Annotated in this window: 23 protein-coding genes; 11 read left to right on the top strand and 12 right to left on the bottom strand. The window is 64.5% G+C overall.

Translation table 11 applies throughout. The features are described from left to right. Window positions 1-13 precede the first annotated feature (13 nt). Window positions 14-1,846 carry a hypothetical protein gene (locus A7B18_RS21390; protein WP_146009505.1) on the top strand — a complete coding sequence of 611 codons (1,833 nt, stop codon included), beginning with the start codon at window positions 14-16 and terminating at the stop codon, window positions 1,844-1,846. Window positions 1,847-2,171: 325 nt separating this feature from the next. On the opposite strand, the gene A7B18_RS09705 is transcribed toward A7B18_RS21390, so the two are convergent. Beyond that, complete coding sequence (locus A7B18_RS09705) at window positions 2,172-2,447, bottom strand: helix-turn-helix domain-containing protein (RefSeq protein WP_102126496.1); 276 nt, start codon at window positions 2,445-2,447, stop codon at window positions 2,172-2,174. Between the two features lie 157 nt (window positions 2,448-2,604). On the opposite strand from A7B18_RS09705, the gene A7B18_RS09700 reads away from it, so the two are divergent. From A7B18_RS09700 to A7B18_RS09685, 3 genes are all read left to right on the top strand, one after another. Beyond that, entirely contained in the window at window positions 2,605-2,997 is a 393-nt protein-coding gene (locus tag A7B18_RS09700) for a hypothetical protein (RefSeq protein WP_102126495.1), read from the top strand. 462 nt (window positions 2,998-3,459) lie between these two features. Next, complete coding sequence (locus A7B18_RS09690) at window positions 3,460-3,966, top strand: hypothetical protein (protein WP_102126493.1); 507 nt, start codon at window positions 3,460-3,462, stop codon at window positions 3,964-3,966. 92 nt (window positions 3,967-4,058) lie between these two features. Then, window positions 4,059-5,000, top strand: a complete 942-nt coding sequence (locus tag A7B18_RS09685) for a hypothetical protein (protein ID WP_102126492.1) — start codon at window positions 4,059-4,061, stop codon at window positions 4,998-5,000. A gap of 367 nt (window positions 5,001-5,367) precedes the next feature. Here the strand turns inward: A7B18_RS09685 and A7B18_RS09680 are convergent, their stop codons facing one another. Both A7B18_RS09680 and A7B18_RS09675 read right to left on the bottom strand, forming a co-directional pair. Next, window positions 5,368-5,829, bottom strand: coding sequence for a hypothetical protein (locus A7B18_RS09680; RefSeq protein WP_102126491.1), 462 nt, complete (start codon window positions 5,827-5,829; stop codon window positions 5,368-5,370). A gap of 185 nt (window positions 5,830-6,014) precedes the next feature. Then, on the bottom strand, window positions 6,015-6,977 hold the full coding sequence (locus tag A7B18_RS09675) for an AraC family transcriptional regulator (RefSeq protein ID WP_102126490.1): 963 nt from the start codon (window positions 6,975-6,977) through the stop codon (window positions 6,015-6,017). A gap of 122 nt (window positions 6,978-7,099) precedes the next feature. Between A7B18_RS09675 and A7B18_RS09670 the strand changes: the two genes are divergently transcribed. Beyond that, the gene (locus tag A7B18_RS09670) at window positions 7,100-7,972 is read left to right on the top strand and encodes an SDR family oxidoreductase (protein ID WP_102126489.1); all 873 of its coding nucleotides are present in this window, start codon (window positions 7,100-7,102) and stop codon (window positions 7,970-7,972) included. A gap of 131 nt (window positions 7,973-8,103) precedes the next feature. Here the strand turns inward: A7B18_RS09670 and A7B18_RS09665 are convergent, their stop codons facing one another. Continuing rightward, on the bottom strand, window positions 8,104-8,508 hold the full coding sequence (locus A7B18_RS09665; protein WP_219722109.1) for an HNH endonuclease: 405 nt from the start codon (window positions 8,506-8,508) through the stop codon (window positions 8,104-8,106). A gap of 947 nt (window positions 8,509-9,455) precedes the next feature. Here A7B18_RS09665 and A7B18_RS21385 point away from each other — a divergent pair. The 4 genes from A7B18_RS21385 (at window position 9,456) to A7B18_RS09650 (ending at window position 11,499) form a co-directional block, all read left to right on the top strand. Beyond that, the gene (locus tag A7B18_RS21385; RefSeq protein ID WP_180970091.1) at window positions 9,456-9,692 is read left to right on the top strand and encodes a hypothetical protein; all 237 of its coding nucleotides are present in this window, start codon (window positions 9,456-9,458) and stop codon (window positions 9,690-9,692) included. Window positions 9,693-9,784: 92 nt separating this feature from the next. After that, window positions 9,785-10,174 (top strand): hypothetical protein, encoded by a 390-nt coding sequence (locus A7B18_RS21380; RefSeq protein WP_146009503.1) that lies wholly within the window; start codon window positions 9,785-9,787, stop codon window positions 10,172-10,174. Window positions 10,175-10,643: 469 nt separating this feature from the next. Further along, window positions 10,644-10,979, top strand: a complete 336-nt coding sequence (locus A7B18_RS09655) for a hypothetical protein (RefSeq protein ID WP_102126486.1) — start codon at window positions 10,644-10,646, stop codon at window positions 10,977-10,979. 55 nt (window positions 10,980-11,034) lie between these two features. Next, entirely contained in the window at window positions 11,035-11,499 is a 465-nt protein-coding gene (locus A7B18_RS09650) for a hypothetical protein (protein ID WP_102126485.1), read from the top strand. A gap of 11 nt (window positions 11,500-11,510) precedes the next feature. Here A7B18_RS09650 and A7B18_RS09645 read toward each other — a convergent pair whose 3' ends face one another. The 4 genes from A7B18_RS09645 to A7B18_RS22555 form a co-directional block, all read right to left on the bottom strand. After that, a complete protein-coding gene (locus tag A7B18_RS09645; protein WP_102126484.1) occupies window positions 11,511-11,936 on the bottom strand; it encodes a helix-turn-helix domain-containing protein in 426 nt (141 codons plus the stop codon). A 46-nt stretch (window positions 11,937-11,982) separates the two neighbouring features. After that, a complete protein-coding gene (locus A7B18_RS09640) occupies window positions 11,983-12,450 on the bottom strand; it encodes a type II toxin-antitoxin system HicB family antitoxin (RefSeq protein ID WP_102126483.1) in 468 nt (155 codons plus the stop codon). Between the two features lie 184 nt (window positions 12,451-12,634). Beyond that, a complete protein-coding gene (locus A7B18_RS21940) occupies window positions 12,635-12,793 on the bottom strand; it encodes a hypothetical protein (protein WP_180970090.1) in 159 nt (52 codons plus the stop codon). Continuing rightward, window positions 12,790-13,452: an excalibur calcium-binding domain-containing protein gene (locus tag A7B18_RS22555; protein ID WP_102126482.1), complete on the bottom strand. Its 663-nt coding sequence runs from the start codon at window positions 13,450-13,452 to the stop codon at window positions 12,790-12,792. The genes A7B18_RS21940 and A7B18_RS22555 overlap by 4 nt, the downstream gene beginning before the upstream one ends. Before the next feature lie 83 nt (window positions 13,453-13,535). Between A7B18_RS22555 and A7B18_RS09630 the strand changes: the two genes are divergently transcribed. Continuing rightward, entirely contained in the window at window positions 13,536-13,760 is a 225-nt protein-coding gene (locus tag A7B18_RS09630; RefSeq protein WP_102126481.1) for a DUF433 domain-containing protein, read from the top strand. Further along, entirely contained in the window at window positions 13,744-13,971 is a 228-nt protein-coding gene (locus A7B18_RS21375) for a DUF5615 family PIN-like protein (protein WP_146009502.1), read from the top strand. Before A7B18_RS09630 ends, A7B18_RS21375 begins: the two co-directional genes overlap by 17 nt. A 251-nt stretch (window positions 13,972-14,222) precedes the next feature. On the opposite strand, the gene A7B18_RS09625 is transcribed toward A7B18_RS21375, so the two are convergent. The 4 genes from A7B18_RS09625 to A7B18_RS22545 form a co-directional block, all read right to left on the bottom strand. After that, window positions 14,223-14,408: a hypothetical protein gene (locus A7B18_RS09625; protein ID WP_102126480.1), complete on the bottom strand. Its 186-nt coding sequence runs from the start codon at window positions 14,406-14,408 to the stop codon at window positions 14,223-14,225. Window positions 14,409-14,921: 513 nt separating this feature from the next. Further along, window positions 14,922-15,056 (bottom strand): hypothetical protein, encoded by a 135-nt coding sequence (locus tag A7B18_RS22975; protein ID WP_342747165.1) that lies wholly within the window; start codon window positions 15,054-15,056, stop codon window positions 14,922-14,924. A gap of 287 nt (window positions 15,057-15,343) precedes the next feature. Continuing rightward, window positions 15,344-15,748: a hypothetical protein gene (locus A7B18_RS09620; RefSeq protein WP_102126479.1), complete on the bottom strand. Its 405-nt coding sequence runs from the start codon at window positions 15,746-15,748 to the stop codon at window positions 15,344-15,346. Next, the gene (locus A7B18_RS22545; protein WP_180970089.1) at window positions 15,745-18,516 is read right to left on the bottom strand and encodes a class I SAM-dependent DNA methyltransferase; all 2,772 of its coding nucleotides are present in this window, start codon (window positions 18,514-18,516) and stop codon (window positions 15,745-15,747) included. Before A7B18_RS22545 ends, A7B18_RS09620 begins: the two co-directional genes overlap by 4 nt. Window positions 18,517-19,673 lie beyond the last annotated feature (1,157 nt).

Below are 19,673 nucleotides of genomic sequence, written 5' to 3'. Positions count from 1 at the left end.
CAGGAATCATGTCTTGAAGCAAGGCCGCACCTTAGATGAAGAGGTCGATGCTCTCATCTTCGCTCCTATCTCCGATCATGATCAAATTAGCTACAACTGCGATCCGTCTATGCGTTCAATCCTAGTTCTTTTCTATAAAGCATATCTTGCTATTCTTCAAGAAAACTTGGGAGTGGGGAGATTTGAGCTGCTGGAATATTGTCTTAAGAACCGTATTTTTAATAAAAACGCAAAATATAACTACGATATACTGAATAATAAAAATGTACTTGAAATTATCACTATGGTAGACACTGGACAGATTTCTTCGGCTGGAATAGAAGAGCTGCTGTATATACCACCCATGTCTCTTAAACCCGACGTTAATATTATTTTGCTGGCGAGTATTCCAGACGAGTGGTGGCCTGAGAACTTTAGAGGTAGCTCTAAAGCGGAGGCGCGAGCGTGGGTAAGGAAAATTTGGATGATTGGCTCAGAGAAGAGGCCGCTGGAGAAGGCGCGAATTGATTTTCTGAGGGCCGTAGAATCCGTTAGAAATGAGGAACACCTGACTCCCGATTATAAGCGTCGCCGTGACTACAGGGCGCAACACCCCAGAGTCCCTGTACAGATAGCTGGTCGGATTGCCGAGGAATTTGATGATCTTGTCCGCTACAAAACTGTGGGAGGAGTCAGTGAGGGTGTCCATATTAAAGTCTGGGGGAAAGAGACCGCTCAGATCCATCGCACCCTACTAAAGGGATACATGTCTTATGTCGCCACGTATCACATCAGAGATATTGACGGTCCAAATGGTCCACTTGAAAATAAGCTTTCTATTGCCTACTACGCAAGCTTCGAATATCTACAAGGGTTCATTAATGATAGCTATATGGCGGCAGGGAAATATAATCATGGAGTTGAAAAATTAGTTAAGACAGTTAAATGCATGCTTGCAGAGGAGTCAGGTTGGTTGTGGAGAAGAGACTTTCTTGTCACCAGACTTCCTATTCATCTTCAGAAAGAAATTGAGGTCCAGGGAGGCTGGAAAACGTATTGTTTACAAGTCAAGCAGAAGCTTCATAACTTTTATAGAACCATACAGAGCAGGATAGAAAAGTCTGTTAAATCAGAAAGTAGAATTAAGAGTATTCTTGATTCAGATCTGCCTTTAAAATATATTTTTATAGCTCTCGATCAGTGTAAGAGAGACCTGTCATCTAGATATGAAAAGACACCTCGTTTCGCTTTGGAATTCCAAGAATACGTTTTGATGGTTTTAATATCGTGTTTCCCTCTTCGAGCCAAAAATTGGTCTTTAATGAAATATGGCAACATTGATATGAATGCAAGCCGCTTGTATAAGGATAAGTCCGGCGTTTGGAACATCGTTGTCCCTGTGAAGGACTTGAAGAATGGTTACTCCAGCAAACAACTTATGAGAATTGACGAGGTGGTCATGCCTATCGGTGACTCTGAGCTCTTCCAAGAGCATTCCGAGATGATCGAAACCTATCTCCGAGATTATCGTCCCCTGCTTACGCATTCGAGCGACCTCTTCGTGGGTGGCCGGGGTCACTCAATGCGTCCTGAACAAATCAGCGACATGGTATATGAGTGGTCTGAGAAATATATGTCTATGTTTTCGAGCTCCCCTTCAAAAATTGAAGATACACTGCCATTTAGAGCACACCTCATGCGTTCCATTGTTGCCACCCACTACTGCAAGGTAGGCGATGTGGCTAAGGCTGCATTGCTCCTCCTCGACAGTGAGGATGTTATCAGACAGCATTACGTTCATGACGATATAAATCAGAAGTTAAGACGCGAATTGTCTACTATGACGATGCGATCTGTAGGTCTCTAACACGAACGACATGGATGTTCTCATGACTACATCCATGTCTGGTTCATAATTGGAGACTCGCTTTTACCAATCATCAAACAAGTAGTCTATTTTAGTTTGTAAAGCCTTGGCGAATGCAAACACCTCGTAATCGAAAGCCGCTCGCTTGCCTCGTTCGATGAGGCTGACGACCTCTGGTGAGATGCCTAAGCCACAGCGATCTTTCACGAGGGCGCAGAATTCCTGGAGTGAAAGAGGAGGAGACGCCTCCTTACGTAACCGTCGGAGGGTGCTACCAATCATATTGCGACCCTGCATGCCTGGAATCAACACTTCCGAGGATTTCTTACGACGTGGCATCGAGCGACCCTCTCGCCCCCATCGGCGCTGCATCTGCCATCAAGAGCTCATAGAGCTGGACACCCAGTGCTCTTGCCAGGGCATCCATGTGGTCCACGCTGACGTTACGCTGGCTGCGTTCGACCTGACCAATGTAATTCCAGGACAGGCCCGACAGCTCCCCTAGGTCTTCCAGGGACAGGCGCCTCGCCTTCCGCTCCGCCCTCAGTCGCTCCGCAAATAGCTTCCGCGAAGCACTCGGCGGCTTGTTCGATAGAGGCATCCCTCAAGCGTCGAACGCCCGAGCGCTTGACGTACAGTCACGATGGCGATAATAACCATAGGTATAAACTGGTGTTGTGGTGGGTAAGCGCTGCTGCCACCGACTGCCGCCGCCCGACGAGGACCAAATTGCTCCTGACCGCTCAGAAGGAATTTCTATGACTTCCGTACGTGCTCTTCCCCTCGCTCTCCTGGCCCTCCTCCCCGCCTGCGCGCCGACAACCACCACGGCGCCGTTGCCCCCCGCCCAGTACCGGGCGACGGGCCCGGCGATCATCACCGCCATCGCCCGGGCCGCCCCGACCCTCAAGGCCCCCTCCCTCCGTCAGCCGTGGCGTCCAGAGGAGGCCAGCAACTCCAGCATCGTCCTGCGCGCCTACAGCCCGCTCGGCGTGCTCGGCGGCGGGCGCAGTCTGCCCGTCGAGCTGCTGTTCAACACCGTCACCAGTAGTGGCATCACGACCGTGACGTACAGCGCCACCCCCGCCTCTCGGGCCACCGTCGCCGAAGTATTCGAAGTGCTCGACCGCCAGTTCCAGCGTGTCCATTAGGCCGCGTGCCCGGACCTCACCGCCCGCGTGAGTGCCGCGCGCGCAGGAAGGGCCTCCCGCCATGCCCCTGACCCACACGGACCCCAGGCAACAGAAGATCCGGGCGACTGTCTCTCTCGTCTTGGGAGAACTGCCCGGGCAGCTCACGTGGATGGCCCAGGAACAGCCGACGTTCCCGCGCACGGCCGCGATGCTCCGGCGAAAACGGGCGCTGGAGGCCGCAGTCAGGAGGGCCGAGGCTCGCGGGCATTTGAGCTGGTAGGTCTGGATGCTGCCCGCCGGGCCCCTCCACCCCACTTCGTTTCCCGGGCAACGCCCCGTGACCGCGTTTGCACAGGCTGAGCTTGCTCCGTCTCGTGAGAGGCCAGGAGGTTCGTGCGTGTTCACCGTCCCATACCCTCTCTCCGCGCATGACTCCGATCACCTCGTTGCAGCCATTCGGACCTCGAAGGGCCTGCTCCTGTGAGCCCGGCCTCGACGCTCACCCTGGCTGACCTCCAACGCCAGATCGACTTCACGGCCGCCACCCTCCTTCAAGAACTCCCGGCGTTCATCTATCCGGAGGACCGTCCCACCTACGCACGCCTCGTCCCCGTGCTCGTCGGGCACCTCCTGGCCGACACCCAGGCCCAGCTCGACCGGGGCCAGACGCCGACCTTCCTGCTGCACACCGGTCCGCACCCGCTGATCGGGCTGCTGTACTCCCCCCATGGCCCCGGCGGCATCGTCCTGGTCCAGGAGCTGAGCAACGTCGTGATCTACCTCGCCACCCACGACCCCTCGTTCCGGACCCTCGCCGGGCAACTCACCTCCCGACGCGAGCCCGAGTCCTGGCGCCATCTGCGCCTGGTCAAGCTGGTGGCCCAGATCCAGGCCCTGATGCTCACCCGCCTGCCCCTCGACAAGGACGGCACTTTCCTGGCCTTCAACCGGGATTACGTCCTGACCCAGGAAGTCCAGCGCCTCTAGATCACAGCGCGCCTGGTTCGGCCCGCCCCAAAACGTCATGGGGAAAGCTCCCCCCCCCTGTGCGACCCCTCCCGTCCTCCCCGAGGTTCCCGATGCCCACCCCTCGCCTGTTGCGCTTCCGCGACCTCGTGGTGATCGCGCTGCTGATCCTGTTCTTCCCCATCGGGCTGTTCCGCTCGCCGCCCAGCGACACGGCTGACTTCCTCGGCTATCGCCTGGGGCAGTTCATGTGGCTGTTGCTCTGGCTATGGATTGCCTGGCGCGGCTGGCAGGGCTGGCAACGTCACCGCCGCACCGTTGGCCCGGTGTTGCTGGCTCAGGACCGCCTGCGGACTTTCCAGAGTGGGTTGGGTCCCCGCCTCGGCGGTGGGTACACCTACACCTCCCTGCCGACTGGCGGCGTGCGGCTGGGCAGTCCCCAGGGAGCCACCTATCACCTGTATCCCCTCGCGCCGGGGCAGACCGTCACACCAGGGCAGTGGGTCTCGATGCCAGAGCAGCTTCAAGCCGCCCGTCACGAGGACGCCCGGGTCCTGCACGTGGGGCAGGGCGGCGGCGCGCCCCTCATGCAGGAGGACGAGGTGGTGTTCTCCGGGGGGCTGCCACAGCTCGCCGAGCAGGTGGCTTTCTGGGATGAGGCGCTGGCCGGGGAGAACGCCGCGAGGCAGCGGGGACGGCAGGTGGAAGCGCAGGCGTTGGGACAGCTCGACGGGGTGTTCGCGGGCTGGCGGATTCGCAAGGGGTTGATGATGCGTACGGGGGGGGACGTGGACGCCTTGCTCACTCGACCGGACGGGCAGCTCTTCAGCGTGGACGTCAAAAGCCACCGGGGGGAGCCGAGCCTGCACGACGGGGTGCTGTACCTGGGGCGGGACGAGAAGGCGGGGGTCCAGAAGCAGCTCCACCACCAGGCGCGGGAGACGGGGGGACGGCCGGTGTGCTGGCAGCCGGAGGCCCAGTACGGGGTCAGGGGACTGGACGGTCTGCTCTTCGTCGGCGGAGACGCGCGCCTCCTGCGGCAGACGCTGGAATAGCGAAAGGGAAGAACTGGCACCGGGTCACCAGAGGTTCCGGCAGACGGGGCCCCGCCGACCACTGGACGCGAGGCGCTTTTCGAGCGCCTCGCGTCCTTGTGCCTAGGCCTCCGTCCAGGGCTCGACGGAAACGAGTTTGACGGGGTAGGCGGGCGCAGGGAGGACGCAAGCCCGTAAGTTCCACCTTGAACTCACCTGCACACCGTCTTGATCTTTCCCAAGTACGGTGGGGCTGTCCCACAACAACCGATCAGGTGAAGTCGGAGGGTCGCCCCTGGCGCCGCAAGGACCGCCAGAGGCTTTTCGCCGCATCTGCACCTGGCCCTGCAAGGGGAAACCAGCAGGCGCCGGTTCCCCCATCGATCACTCACTTCTTGGAGGTACGTCCGCGTCTGGGTTTGGCCTGGGCAGTGCCCCGGCTCTGGGCCCGCGACTTCCCGAGCGTCTGCCCCTTCTCGAAACTCGACTGCATCCGGCGGCGGGTTTCCTCAGCCAGGGCCCTGAAATCCAGTTGCCCCGACTCGATGGCCTCCACGCTGGGCCTCACCTTCGCGCCGCGCGCCGGACTGGCCGCCAGTTCGCCATTGACCCGTTCGAACCAAGCCTCGTACTCAGGCGTCAGCTCAATGACCATCTCCCGCGTCTCCCGGGTCGCGGTTTCATCGCTTCCACGCTTGCGAAACGTCTTGGGAAGCGTCACCCGCTGGGGCAATTGTGCCGCCTCGAACTCGCCGTTTCGTACTGCTTCCCGCAGTTGCTTGACAAAAGCGTCGCTCCGTTGCGGGTTCGAAAGGTTCTTCATCTGTTCGCTCAGCGTCGTGTAAGGCATAGCCGTCATCTTAAAGGCAGAAGTTGAGAACGTCTGCTCCTTCTGGGTTGACCATGAGGGGGAGAGGACAAGATGCAGAAATTTTAGTACGTTAAGGAGAAAAGCGCGGCCCAGCCGCGCTTTTCCCACTCCTCACCCCGTCTTGTTGATCTCACAACAGCTTTGCCTTAATTTGACACCCCTGGTCATGCCCCGGACCGAGCAACGTGCCGCACGGCGGCGTGCCCTCCGCCCCTGTCCTGCGGTTCCTGCTCGCGCCCGTACCGGCGCGGTGCGCACCCCATCACCCGCTTGAAGGCCGTGCTGAACGCACCCTCTGAATCGTAGCCGAGCGACAGCGCAATCCGCGAGACTGGCTCACCACCCGTGGTGAGTCGGTCGGCGGCCAGCAGCATCCGCCAGCGCGTCAGGTACGAGAGCGGCGCCTCGCCCACCGTGGTCTTGAAGCGCTCGGCAAAGGTCGAGCGCGAGAGGCCCACCCGTCCGGCCAGTTCCCCCACTGTCCAGCGGTGGGCGGGGTCGGCGTGCATGACCCCGATGGCGGCACTCATCTTGCGGTCCGCCAGGGCAGAGAGCCAGCCGACCCCGCCCGGCCCAGCCCGGCTGAGGTGCAGCCGCAGCGCCTGGAGCAGCATCATATGTGCGAGGTGTTCGGCCAGCAGGGAGCCACCGGGTAGCCCCTCGCGCAGTTCCTGCTCCATCCGTTCGATACACCAGCGGAGCGCGGCCTGTTCGGACGCCTGCTCCAGATACACGATGGGGGGCAGCGCGTCCAGCAGCAGACGCCCCTGCGGCCCTGACAGGGCGAAATAACTGCCGACCATCGCTACCTCATTGCTCCCCGACATAACCGAGCCGCGCTCCGCCTTCCGCGCCTTGTGGACCTCGACCTCCACGGCGGGCAACGCCAAGTCGCTCGCCAGCCGAAAGGGCCGCCCGCCCGGCAGCAGGAAGCAGTCGCCCGCCCCCAACCGCACCGCCTCCGGCACCCCGTCCACCGCCAGCCAGCAGCTCCCGCGCAGGACGGCGTAACACTTGATGCCTCCGTGCGCGGGAAACTGGATACACCAGTCACCGCGGACCTCGAAGCCCCGGGCCAGATACTGCTCTGGCTTCAGCAGGGCCAAGACCTCAGACAGCGGGTCCACACTGCTCCCGGACGATCACAAACATAATGCGGACTCTAACGCATGGACCGTCCGAAAGCCGCCGCCTATCCTGACCCGGCAGGACGGGGAACGCCGTCCCCACGTTGAGAGGAGCACAGAACATGCGAGTTTTCGTGACAGGGGCTACAGGATGGATCGGGTCAGCGGTCGTGCAGGAACTGCTGGGAGCGGGACATGAGGTGTTGGGCCTGGCCCGCGGCGACGCCAGCGCCGACCGGCTCCGCCAACAGGGCGTGGAGGTGCAGCGCGGTGACCTGGCGGACCCGGAGAGCCTCGCGGCGGGCGCCCGACAGAGCGAGGGCGTGGTGCACACCGCCTACACCCACGACTTCTCGGACATGGTCGGGGCCGCCGCAACGGACCTCACCGCCGTCCGGGCGCTGGTTTCAGCCCTGGAGGGCACTGGGCACCCGCTCATCATCTCGTCGGGGATGGCCGGTCGTACCGAGCATGATGCGGGTGACCCGGGTGCGATGCCACGCCTCCAGTCGGAGGTGGCAGCGCTTGCGGCAGCAGAGCGGGGCGTGCGCGGGGTGGTGATGCGGTATCCGCCGACCGTCCACGGCCCGGGCGACCACGGCCTCGTCGCCCAGCTCATCACCATTGCCCAGCAGCAGGGCGTGTCGGCCTACATCGGGGATGGACAGGGCCGCTGGCCCGCCGTGCACCGCCTGGACGCGGCCCGCGCGGTCCGATTGGCGTTGGAGGGCGGGCAGGCCGGGGCGCGCTACCACGCCGTGGCCGAGGAAGGCGTGCCGACCCGCGAGATCGCTTCGGCCATCGGGCGACAGCTCAACCTGCCCGTGGTCTCGAAGAGCCCGGAGGAGGCGCAAGCGCACTTCGGCTGGCTCGGCGCGTTCTTCGGGCGGGACCTGCCCACCAGCAGCACCTGGACGCGCGAGGGACTCGGCTGGCAGCCGACTCACCCTGGCCTGATCGCCGACCTAGACGAGGGGCATTATTTCCAGTCCTGACGCGTATCTCGACGGGTCGCCTGCATCATGCCCGAACATCGGCTGGGGGACATGTCTGTAACGTCCTGCTCCAAGAAAGCGCGTCACGCACGTGCTTTTTCCTTGGCGTACTAAAATCTCTGCATCTTGTCTCAGCCCCATGAGCGCTGCCGGGGGTCATCACGGAGGGGAGAGTGCGTCCTTTGCTGATGTTCGCGCCGAGCGAGACGCGAAGCTCCCTCCTGATGCGGCAGCACACCCTCGAACAGGGTGCCCGGCCTTTCCTCCTTCACGCTGCTGAGCAGCTCGGGGAAGAGGCTGGACATCCCCCGCTTTTCGCAGCGCAGGTGGTACTCCACGTGGGCGTGGTAGCGCTGGCTGGGCAGCACCAGCAGGTTCTCCCGGGCGTTGTTGGTGCTGTTTCCGTCGCGGTGGTGGACGATCTCTCCAGACAACAGGGGGCGGCCCAGCATCTCGGCCGCGAGCCTGCGGTGGAGGAGGACCGACCGTCCGGTCGCCCTGTCCCGCACCTTCCTGTACGTCTTGCGCCGCTTCACCTGTTCTCCTGGCCCGTTCGTGCCGTTGCCGGACGTCCTCTCGCTCCTAGGGCAGCGGGGCCATCTCCGGGGCAGCCTCCAGCAACGCCTGGAGGGCGGCCACTGGCGCATTCGCCAGTTCGCGGGGCTCCAGCTTGTGCAGGCCTCCCCCGTACACCCGGCCCTCGCCCTTGAGCAGCGCAGGCCCGAGGGTGTTCAGGGCCTACCACACCACGCGCCGCAGCTCGGGCAGTCCCATCAGCGCTCGTCTCAACCGCTCCTTCGAGCAGAGCAGCAGAAAGACGGCGGGCGGCGCTCCTGACCGTATTAGAGGGAGCGGCTGGCGCGCAGATACCGGGCGCTGACGTCCAGGCCACGCCCTGCTGGAGATAAGTCCAGAGCGCTAGATACTCACGGCGTACCTCCTCCGGCTTCAGGTCGCAGTCGAGCAGGTACAACGGATTTGGGACCTGTGGTTCTGCGTTCGGCACGGCCCACACCTCGTCGGTCTTAGGGTAGCGGAAGTTAGGGAGCGGACAAGATTCGATACTGGTGACGAATTGGGCGGCGGAACGCACACTGGGCTATGAGCTTAAGACTTGAATTCCTCAGTGGGATTCCCAGAGACACTGCCCGGGTGGCCCGTGCAGCGTTTCCTAAAGGGCCGGAAGAGCAAGAAAGAGACTGCCTGACAGTTGAGAAATCCTGACGAGGAGGGGAGCCACGCAGAAAAGCCCGCGCCCCGCCGTCACGCTGAACGAGCTGGTTGCCTGGGCGAAAACCCTGTTTTTGCCGCAAGGTAGTACCGAGACACTGACTGTCCGGGCCGCCCCCAGCCAGGGGTTGGAGGTCGTCTGGGAGCTGGGCGACGCGGCGCGGGTCAAGCGCCATGAGCGGGGGGCCATCGTGGACAGGCAGGCGCGCAGGTTGGCAGCGGCCTTTGGGGACGGGGCGGACGCCCTGGGCTTTTGGAGGAAGCTGCTCTGGAACCTGACGCGGGCCTCGACGCCGGGGAGTCCCTGGTGGATGACGTGGCCGTCGTGCTGGCCCGTGTGCTGAAGGACGTGGAGCACGACCTCTCCACGGGCGGCACCCCGCCTAGGGAGCCTGCCGCCGTGGTGAACGCGGCGCTGGGGCGAGCCAGGTTGCTCGACCGGCTCAGATCGTGGGAGTGGCGGAGTGTGGGGAGCCGCCCTGCCGCCTGACCCCACCAGAAAGCGCCTTTTATATCCGGGAACCTTAAGATCATCCCCAGCGTAGGGGGGGTATGTTGAGCCGCGCGTGGTGGACTGCACCGATGTCGGACCTGGAGCAACAACGCGGGTTTTGGGTGTTTTCGGGCCTGGGTTTGATTGGCATGTTGGCCACTTACCGTCTGACTGACGGTCACATACCCGCCTTTGAATTTTTAGAAATGCTATTGATAGCAGTTCCACCACTCATCCTGCTCGTCGGAGGTCCAGCAGCCACCAAGCGTGCGCGCAATGGTCTTGTCGATGGTCAACAAGCAACACACGCGGCAATGCGCGAGGCACTTGTGCACATGGTAACAAAGGACGCTGCTGTGCACGAAGTGTATAAAAAGCTCGTCCTGGGTATCGCGGGGGCAGTATTGCGGATTGATCCTCCTGCGGCTGTAGCACTGTTGCTGCTAGAGCTGTGGTGGGATAAGTGGCCTCGTCAATGACCGCTCTGGCATGCACTTGCTGTAAGCAGCTTCCATCAGGTCCACAGGGCAACGCGCTCTTGCTCTTACGGGAGCGGGATACTGTCACACCGCTTATGCCCCTGCCGGAGCCTGCCCAACGTTCCCAGCTCGTCACCCACCACGCCGCGCTCCACGTCACCGGGTGGCTGGGTGAGGGGCGGCGTGCCGGGGTGAAAGGGCAGACTTTCATCGGGGGCCTCCCCATCGGGCTCCGTGAGGAGGACCGCGCTTCCCTGGGCACACGGGTGTCGCTGATCGCCGTCCCCCGGACAGACATGTGGGGCCACCTCATTGACGCCAGCCGGGTGCTGCACCTGCGGGCGGCCCCGCCCTACGTCCCTAACGGCACGCGGTTCAGCGTGTTGGGGAAGCTGCGCCGCGTCGACCTCTCCGAGCAGCTCGTCATCTTGCACGTCTTCAGGAACGGCTGGGGGGCAAGCACTTCTCCGTGCGGCTGCGGGGCACTCACCGCCTGCTCAAGGCGATCCCGCCGGAGTGGCCCACCCTGCACGTCACCGGGAGCCTCGTGGGCCGGATGCTGCTGCTGGAGGAGTTCCAGCCGTACCCCCTGCTTCCTCGCCGCCCTGGGGAGGCCCGGCGGTGGGTGGACGAGTGGGGACTGGCGGAGGGGCTGGAGCCCTTCCCCGGCCTGACGACCCGGGTGATCGGGCGACACGACCGCCTCCGGCGCGCCCCCTTCGGGCGCTGCTACCTGAACGGCAGGCCCTTCAAAGGGATGGACTTCGAGGCCCTGCTCCGGGGCGGGTATCTGCGGCAGCGGTAGGGCCGCCCCGGCAGGTGCAGCAACCGTGTCAGAGTCCGGCGGCTAGCCTGCCCGCGTGCGTCACCTGACCCCCCTGGCCCTCCTCGCGCTCACCGCCACCGCGCACGCCCAGCTCAAGGTGGAGCAGCCCACCGCCCAGTGCGCTCCCAATGCCACCCCCGTGCTGGGGATCGCGGTCGAGCACTTCTTTGACGGGGAGTACGGCATCGACTTCAGCAACGCGCTGGAGGAGACCCTGGAGAGCCGGGGCTACCGGGTCTACCCGCACTTCGAGTACCAGCTCATCGAGAAGGCCACAGTGGTCCTCAAGGGCCGGGTGGATGCCTGGACCAGCAGCAACGGGACGCAGACCAGCCGGGTGGGCAACGCCCGCATCAACATCCTCGACGTGGACAGCGAGCGGCTCCTCCTGACGCTCTCCCAGGACGCGGCCTGGGTAGTCCTGAAGGCCCCCACGCTGCCCGCCTTCGTCAATATGGTCGTGGGGGAAGTGACCTCCCGGTACTGTCAGCTCCCCTGACCGCCCCGACCTCAGAGCAAGACTTGCGGGCTGACGTGGAGGGCCTGGGCCAGCGTGTGCATCTGCCTCCGCGTCAAGTCCTGCTGACCGGAAAGCAGGTCGTCCAGCTCCTCCTGCCCGATGCCCGTGGCCTGCGCGAGGGCGGCCACCGTCACGCCCTGCTGCTCCATCAGGAAGGCGAGCAGGCGGTGTGGGGGAGAGGCGGGCATAGGGAAGGCCCGCTCCTCGTAGGCGGCGATGTGCCCGGCGAGCAGGCCCAGCAGGCTCCCCAGCTCCGGGCTGCGGGCCTTGGCCTCCCACACCGCCTCCGGGAGGTCCAACGCTGCTGCGTGCTGCCCCTCTGTCTCAATGTATCTGGCAAGCGGGCCGCCCGCGTGGACGGAGGCAGCCTTCCAGGCCAGGAACAGGGCTTCAGGATCGACAGTGGGTGCGGTCATGGCTCCTCCAGGGTGGGGGCAGGTCCGGTAGGCAAGGGGTGCCCCTTCAGGCGGGGCGGTCGACCGGCTCGCTCCCCGGCTCCTGGCCCAGGGCCGCCGCGACGGCGCGCAGGCGGGCGCGGTCCTGATCGAGCTTGAACGGGTTGAGCAGGCGCTCCGCCACCTGCCGCTGGCTCAGCCCCGCCTTCCAGCGCAACCGCTCCAGGACCATCACTGCCGCGTGGAAGGAAACTGGCTCCAGGAGCAGAAACTCGGTGCGGCTGAGGTCGCTGATCTCCGGGGCCTCGTCGGCTTCCAACTCGGCGCGGTGCTGCGCCTCCGTGGTGGTGGGCGGGGGCACCTCCTCCCCGTCCGCCCGGAGCCAGTCGATGTGTAGTGCCAGCCTTTCCCGGAGCAGCCGGACGACCTTGTCGCGGCTCGCCCCCGTAGCGCTCACGGGCAGGTCTAGGGCGTAGGCACCCCAGCTTGAGCCCTCATCTCCCTGCTCCACCACGCATAGGTACGTCTGAGCCATGTTTCTCTCCTAGGGCCGCAGCCCACACGCGTCTTCCGGGCGTCACCCGCCCCCCAATGGCGATTTTCGCAATTTAGCCCTGAGGCGGTCGGGATGGGATAGGCGTGATGGCGTGTGCAGGACGGCAAAACCCTTGAGCAGGGAGGAGGGCAACTTGCGAAGACCGCCATTTGCTCCTGCGGGTTCACTCCAGGCCGGGCGAGTCCGGCTCTGTCCCACGCGGCAGAGCGTCCAGGGGGACCGCCTCCTCCCGCAACGCTGGGGTTGCTGTCTGCGCCAGGGCCTCCCGCAGGAGCCTGACCTGCTCCTCGTTGGCCGCCGCGTGCCCCTCGTGCTCAATCACTCACACCCCACGCCGTCGCGGTCCCGGTCCAGGTGGGTGCCGTACCCCGGCTGCCCCGCCCGCACGGGGGCCGCGCCCGCCGCCCTGGCCGCCGCGCAGTTGCGGTAGTACACGCCGCCCGCGCTGCTCGACGGAGTGGCCGCCGGGGCAGGCGAGGCCGCCCTGGGGGTGCCCGCCGTGACCGGGTTCTGCGGATTGCGCCTATAGTCCCAGGGGTTCTGGAAACTCTCCGCGTAGAGGCCCCTTTTGGCCGCCCTGGCGGTGGCCTCCGCGTCCCGGTAGATCGCCCCGCCGTATTGCAGGGAGGGCAGGGCGTGCCCCTGTTGCACCAGCCAGCGGTTGACCTCCACGCAGCCCACCGTGCAGACCGCGACCATGCGCCCGTAGCGGTCCACGTCCTGGCGGGTGCAGGTGACGTTCTTGCCCCGCACGAGGTCCGCCAGGGCGAAGGCGGCCTCGCGGCCACAGCCGTAGACCTTCCCGGCGCGCAGGTAGGTCTGGGAGGACTCCGGGGCGTCGACGCCGTGGAGCCTGATCTTGGTGCCCCGGATTTGCAGGGTGTCGCCGTCCGTGATGGTCGGGACGCCTGTGATGCTGGCGGGCACCTCGGCGGCAGCGACGGAGGCCCACAGGAGGGCCAGGAAGGGCAGGGGACGCATGGAGGCAGGGTAAGTGCCCGGGAGGAACCGCGCTGCCGCATTTGCGGCCCTCCTGTCGGCCCTTCAGGTCGTAGCCTGAGGCCATGAACGAGCGGATCGTCATCGACCCGGCCATCTGCAACGGCAGGCCCACCGTGAAGGGCACCCGCATCACGGCGCAGACGGTCATCGAGTTCCTCGCCGCCGGGGACAGCATCGAGGACGTGCTGGACGAATACCCGACCCTGACGCGGGAGGACGTGCTGGCGTGCCTCGCCTTCTCCTCCCGGCTGCTGGCCCATCAGTTCACCGTTGAGAAGACGGCTTGAAGCCCGGCGGCTACCTGCTGAAGGAGCTGGGGAAAAACCCACCGACCTGGAGCTGTGGACCTACGCCACCGAGCACGCCCTGGTGATCGTCACCAAGGACGCGGACTTCATCGACCGGATGCTGGCCCTGGACGCGCCTCCGCCGTGGCTGGTGCGCTTGCACTGCGGGAACCTGCGCGCCCGGCCCATGCGGGAGTTTCTGGAGGCGTAGTGGCCGCGCGTGGAGGCCCTGCTGCCCCAATACCGCCTGATCCAGGTCTACCTCGACCGTATAGAGGCGTTGACTTGAGGGTGAGTGGGCTGGACAGCCAGGGCGGAAAGGTGCATATCGTTGACCCAGACTGCATCCCGCGCTATATTGCCCAACATCAAAGAGGAGCGGCCACCAAGGGCCGCCCTCTTTTTTGTGTTCCCCACCAGCAGCCTGCCTGCCCCTGCGGTGAGGTCGTGAACGCCTTGGAGCTACTTCTTGAACAGGGTCAGCAGGAACCCCAGGACCAGGGCCAGGGCTGCCAGCATGGCGGCGTCCTTGCCGTTGGCGTCGATGGTCTTGAGGAGGTCTTTGAAGGGGAGGTCCGCCCCCAGGGCCATCAGGAAGAGGGCGAACGCGACCAGCGCGCAGTAGGCCAGCACGGAGGGGTTGTTCATCTAGGGTTCTCCGGGCCGCTGTCTGAGGGGGTGCAAGAGGGGTAAACTCAGACAGCAGCAGTCATGGGCTGCACTCCTGGCAGGGAGTGCGTGTGCGAAAAGACTGTTGTAGACGCATGGGGCGACCTGGGCCTAGGAATCTTGGTCGCCTTTTTTCATACCTGTCGATCTTGTCGCGGTCCTCGTGCCGCATGAGAGTGACGTTCCCGAGGCCGTCGCCTAGGGGGTAGAGGGTCGGCGCTCACGCCGCCTCCTGCACCTGAACTCATTGTACGGGGGGGGCTCAGGGCGCGCGGTGAGGCAGGCGCAAGCCACCGTCAGAGTGTGAGCGGCCACGACCGTGCGGGGTGCGCCTAAGTTTCCTCGTGCTGGACGGACTCGCTCCTGGAACCCAGGCGATCAGGCAGAAGTCTGATCTGGGGCCGCCCATGCGCGTGCTCAAAGGTGCATTGCCCTTTCAAGAAGTGGACGGTGGTCGTGTAGCCCACGTTCTCCACCTTTGCCTAACGGTCCTCAGAGCGTCCAGCACGGGAAGTAGAAGTGCTGGTGGTGCACGAGGATGGAGGGGATGATCTTTTCCGGCTCGGTCGTCACCAGGATGAAGCAGACGTGACTGGGCGGTTTCTCCCGCAGCCGCTTTCCCCGCATCTTGCGCAGGGCGTTGAAGGCGCGCGGCTCATGATGTACGCCTCGTCGTGGATGCAGAACTTCTTGCCGTCGCACATGGCCGCCAGCTCAACCTCCTCACGGAGGTCGCGCACGTTCTCCACCAAGTTGTTGTCTTCCGTGTCGAATTGCAGCACGTCCGGGTGCAGCCCACCACCAAGCGGCCGAGGTTGTAATAGCCCTCCGTGTACCCGACCTCCGCATACGTTGAATGGGGCAGGAAGAGGGGCAAAACGCCTTGCCCAGCCGTCAGCTCCAACTTTGCTTCATCAAACTCCGGGCGGTGAAGTCCTCTGGGCCAGCAGCTCCTCAATGCGTGCCCAGGGGATGATCCGGCGGAACGCACCGCACTGGGCCGCGCTCTTGGTCCCCGCCGCCTCAATAGCCGCAACAGCAGCACGAAGTTTGTCTTGCTGCTCCCCTAACGCCTCCGCCAGCCACAGCAAGCCGGGAGCGCACTGAAAGTGGGTGTAGAAGTGCTGGGCGTCCTGGCCGGGCTTCTGACGGTTGTAGGCCCCGGCAGTGCCGTATTCCCCCAACCAGCCAATGAGGTGCTGCTTCTGCGAGGAGTACCAGGGCCGCTGCCGGAGAGGGTGGCGGCCCTCAAACTCGTCGGTAATGGGCTGCCGGGTAGGAAGGGTGGCGATGATCAACCGGAGGTCTTGCGCCTTCACGCCGTCACCACCTCCCGGGGCTTGACCCGCTCCTCATTGAGCGCCAGCAGGCGCGCGAGCACCTCGTCCTCCTCCAGCGGCCACAACCACCTCGACGCGGCGGCCACCGCCGCGTCGAGGTGGTTGTGGGCGGTCAGGAGGCTGTGGGCGGGGTGGGTGGTGTCTGGGGTGCGGCGCAGCTCCGCCACCGCGTTGTAGAGGCTCGTGAGCGTGGCCCTGCCGTCCTGGGCCAGCAGGTGCTCCCGCATCTGCACCACGTAGCGCGCCCACTTCTCCACCTCGGCCTGCTGCTCCGCCGTGGGGGCCGGGAAAGGGAAGGTTTCAAAACAGGTGGAGGGCGTGTAGCGGGGATCGTTCCCCACCCCCAGGGCCGTCCCCTGCCGCAGGGACCAGACCTCATGCGCGCGGGAGTGCAGCACACCAAAGGTGAAGTCGTCGTCGCGGGCAAAGACGATCACCTGGCTATCCGGCACCGTCTCCACCGGGAGCCAGACAAATAGGCGGTGCTTGGCCACACGCGGGGTGCCGATGTAGCGGGAGAGGCCCGTGAACGCCTGCCGCATGGCTGGGCGCGGCTCCGCGTGGAGCCACCACAGCCTGCGATAGCTCTCCCGCTTGTTGTCCTGGCGCGCGGGGAGGACGTGCTCCCGGACGTACTCGAAGGGGGCGAAGTACTGACTGGCCTGGGCCTCCGGCATCAGCCCGAAGTCCACCACCCACATGTTACGGGGGCGGCGGGTCAGGTCCAGGCCGTTCACCCACGGCTTCACCACGTCCGCGTTGTTCACCCCGTCCGGGTTGGGCAGGGCCAGCCAGCGCCGCGCCACGTCGCCGGGAATGTCGAAGGGTCCCCCCTTGGTGGTGCCCATGAAGGACAGCCCCGCGTTCTCCGGCAGAGGCTGGGCGGCGGTCACGTCCGTGGACGCCGTGAGGTCCGGGTTGATGTGGGCGACCGGCTGGCCGTTCAGCGCCCTGACCGTCTCCTCCCCGCCGTCGAAGCACACGAGGCTCACGCGGACAGCGGCCCCGTCTTGCAGCCAGGGCTCATCGTTCCAGGCGTTGAACAGCGCCCCCGTCTCCTGAATCCGCCCGAGCACCTGGCGGTTGGCCCCGCCCCGGATGCTGTTGGTGGTGACGAGGCCCACCCGGCGGGTCACGCCGCCGTGAAGCGCCTGCCGCGCCCGCTCAAACCAGTAGCAGACGAGATCGGATTCCCGCGCCACCTCCCCGCTGTAGGCCCGGAACAGGCGGTCGACGTACTCATCCCCCAGGTTGGTCCGCAACAGCTTGCCCCCCAGGAAAGGGGGGTTGCCGATGATGAACTCGGCGTCCGGCCAGGGGGCTTTGGTGCCGTCCAGGTTCAGCAGGGCGTCGCCGTGCCGGATGTTGTCCAGCCGCTGGAGCACGGGCGTCTCCCACTCCCCGCCGTGGGCAGCCTTCCACTGAAAGAAGGCGATCCACACGGACACGCTGGCCAGCTCGTGCGCGAAGGCTTCCACCTCGATGCCCTGGAGCTGCCGGGGGTGGACCTGCGGGGGCATGGCAAAGGGTCCCGCGCCCAGCTCCCACCCCAACGAGCGGACTTCCTGCTCCAGGTCCAGGAGCTGCCCCAGGGCCACGACCAGGAAGTTGCCGCTGCCGCAGGCCGGGTCGAGCACCGTCACGCGCCCCAGCCGGGCGTGGAAGGCTTGCACCACCTCCAGGGCGGCCTGCTTGCCCCCGAGTTTCTTGCTCAGGGCCTCCGCCTGCGCCTTCACGGCTTCCCACTCCCGCCGGAGGGGCTGCATGATCACCGGGTCCGTCACCCGCACGATGTCCCGGACGGCGGTGTAGTGCGCGCCCCGCTTGCTGCGCGTGACCGCGTCCAGGCTGTTCTCAAACAGGGTGCCAAAGATGGCGGGCTCCACCTGCGCCCAGTCCAGGGTGGAGGCGGCCAGCAGGGCATCGGCGTCCTCACGGGTGATGGGGAGGGCAAAGCCGCTGTCGAACAGCCCGCCGTTGAAGTGGCGCACGTCCTCTCCCCAGAACTCCCCGCCTTGCCGCATGGCGGTGAACAGCTCCTGGAAGTACCCCTGGCTGCGCTCCGGGTGCTCGCGGGCGCGCTTGAGGACCCGGGTCAGCAGCCCACGTGGCAGCAGGCCCACGTCCTCGGAGAACATGGCAAAGACCAGCCGCATCAGGAAGTGCGCGGCATCAACTTGCGAGGTGCCTCGCGCGGTGAGCGCCTGGGCGACCTGCCCAATGCGGGCGGTGGCATCCTGGGTGACGCGCTCGCGGAGTTGGCGGGGGTCCAGCTTGCCGGGATCGCGGAACAGGGCGTGCAGGGCGGAGAGCGCGGTGAGGTCCCCGCCGACCGGCGCGTCCCGCTCGATGTCGTCCAGGGTGATGCGGATGGTCCTGGGGCTGCTCGCGGTGAAGTTGGTGTGGATCTCGATGGTGCTGAGGTCGCTGACCACCAGGAGGGGCGGGTTACCTAGCTCGCGGGCGTACAGGAGGGCCTGCTGGAGGGCCTTGCCCAAGCTCCGGCCCTGTGCTTTGTACTCCGCGACGAGGTGGTCGCGCAGGAACACGTCGGCAAAGCCCGTCTCCCCCGTGCCTGCCTTCTTGACGTGTTTCTCGAAGGCGTAGTTGTCCCCCGTCAGGTCGCTGCTGGGAGTCGGCTCACCCAGCAGGGCGCACACGTCACGCCAGTGCTCCTGATAGGTTGCGCGCTCACTCAACCTGGGGGCCAGCTCCCGCCACTTGGCGGCGAATTCAGAAGGGTGCACGCTGCCAGTATGGAGCAGACGTAAACGCGCCCAGGCCGCACCTGGGGCCGTGCCCCGGAGCCTCTGGAGCCATAAGGGGAAGGGCATGAACACGGGGGAAGAGGGATGCCCAGTTGGACCGCAGTCAAGCGCAGGGGCGTGACGGTCGCGCCCGCGCATACCCTCACCTAGGAACAAGCCTGCCAGCGCGAGCCCAACTACCGGGCAGGGCTCCCTCCCCCGTGTTGACGGTCCTTTTTTGCCATCAAGGCCTGGTCATCAGGAGCGGAGGAAGAGCGCCGCCCCCAGCACATTTGGGACCTGGGGGTCTCGGGGGACTGGGTGACGTGCAGGCGTTGGGAGGCGAGCCTCCAGCCCATGCAGCTCGCGATGTGCGCGATGAGGGGAGCGTGCCCCAGCCCGGGCGGCAGCCAGTGCAGGCCCGCTGTCATCTCTTCGGGGCCACGGAGCGGCCAGGACGGCGTGTGCCGAGCCTGACACGACCAGGGAGGCGCCCCCATGAGCCCGCAGGCGAATGACAAAATCCTGTTAGAGTTGGGAAAAATGGTCGCGTAGAGCTGTCTGTGCGGCATGATACCCACCCATGCCGTGAATTCCTCCCCCTGGTGGTGTCGCGGCAGAGCACTGATAGTACCCTCTCAGGGGGAGCCGGTACGGAGTTGTGGACAACACGGGACGGCGCAACAATTGAAGTAAATTGTTGCGCCCGCCGTTTACATCTCCGCCCACAAAATTTGGATTGAAACTCATGAGGTCCTGGGATGTCGTTACGCGGCGAGCGAGGATGACGTCCCGAAATCCGGGTGCAAAGCGTTCGATCTGCGCCTCAATTTGGTGCTGCATATTCTGGGTTGAACCATGAGGCACATGGCAGTAGGCCCAGAACGTGTGCTGCCCCTTCGGGGCGCGACTATCATCAAACAGACTGGGCTGCGCTGCTAGGACAAACGGTCGTTCGGGATGTCTGCCTTGGGACGTGTCCCACTCTGCCTGGGCAATCTGGTCGTATGTTCCGCCAATATGTATTGTACTCAGGAGTTGCACCTCGCATAGCGCAGTGAATAGCCGTGCTGGCGGAGAAATTCCGAGTTTCTGCTGAACGTCAGGAGCAGGCGGTTCAAATGAACGTCTGGCATGACCGTCATCAGTGCCAGAGC

It is taken from the genome of Deinococcus planocerae, from assembly GCF_002869765.1.
Lineage (GTDB): Bacteria > Deinococcota > Deinococci > Deinococcales > Deinococcaceae > Deinococcus > Deinococcus planocerae.
This window is presented reverse-complemented; position numbering and strand designations above follow the sequence as displayed.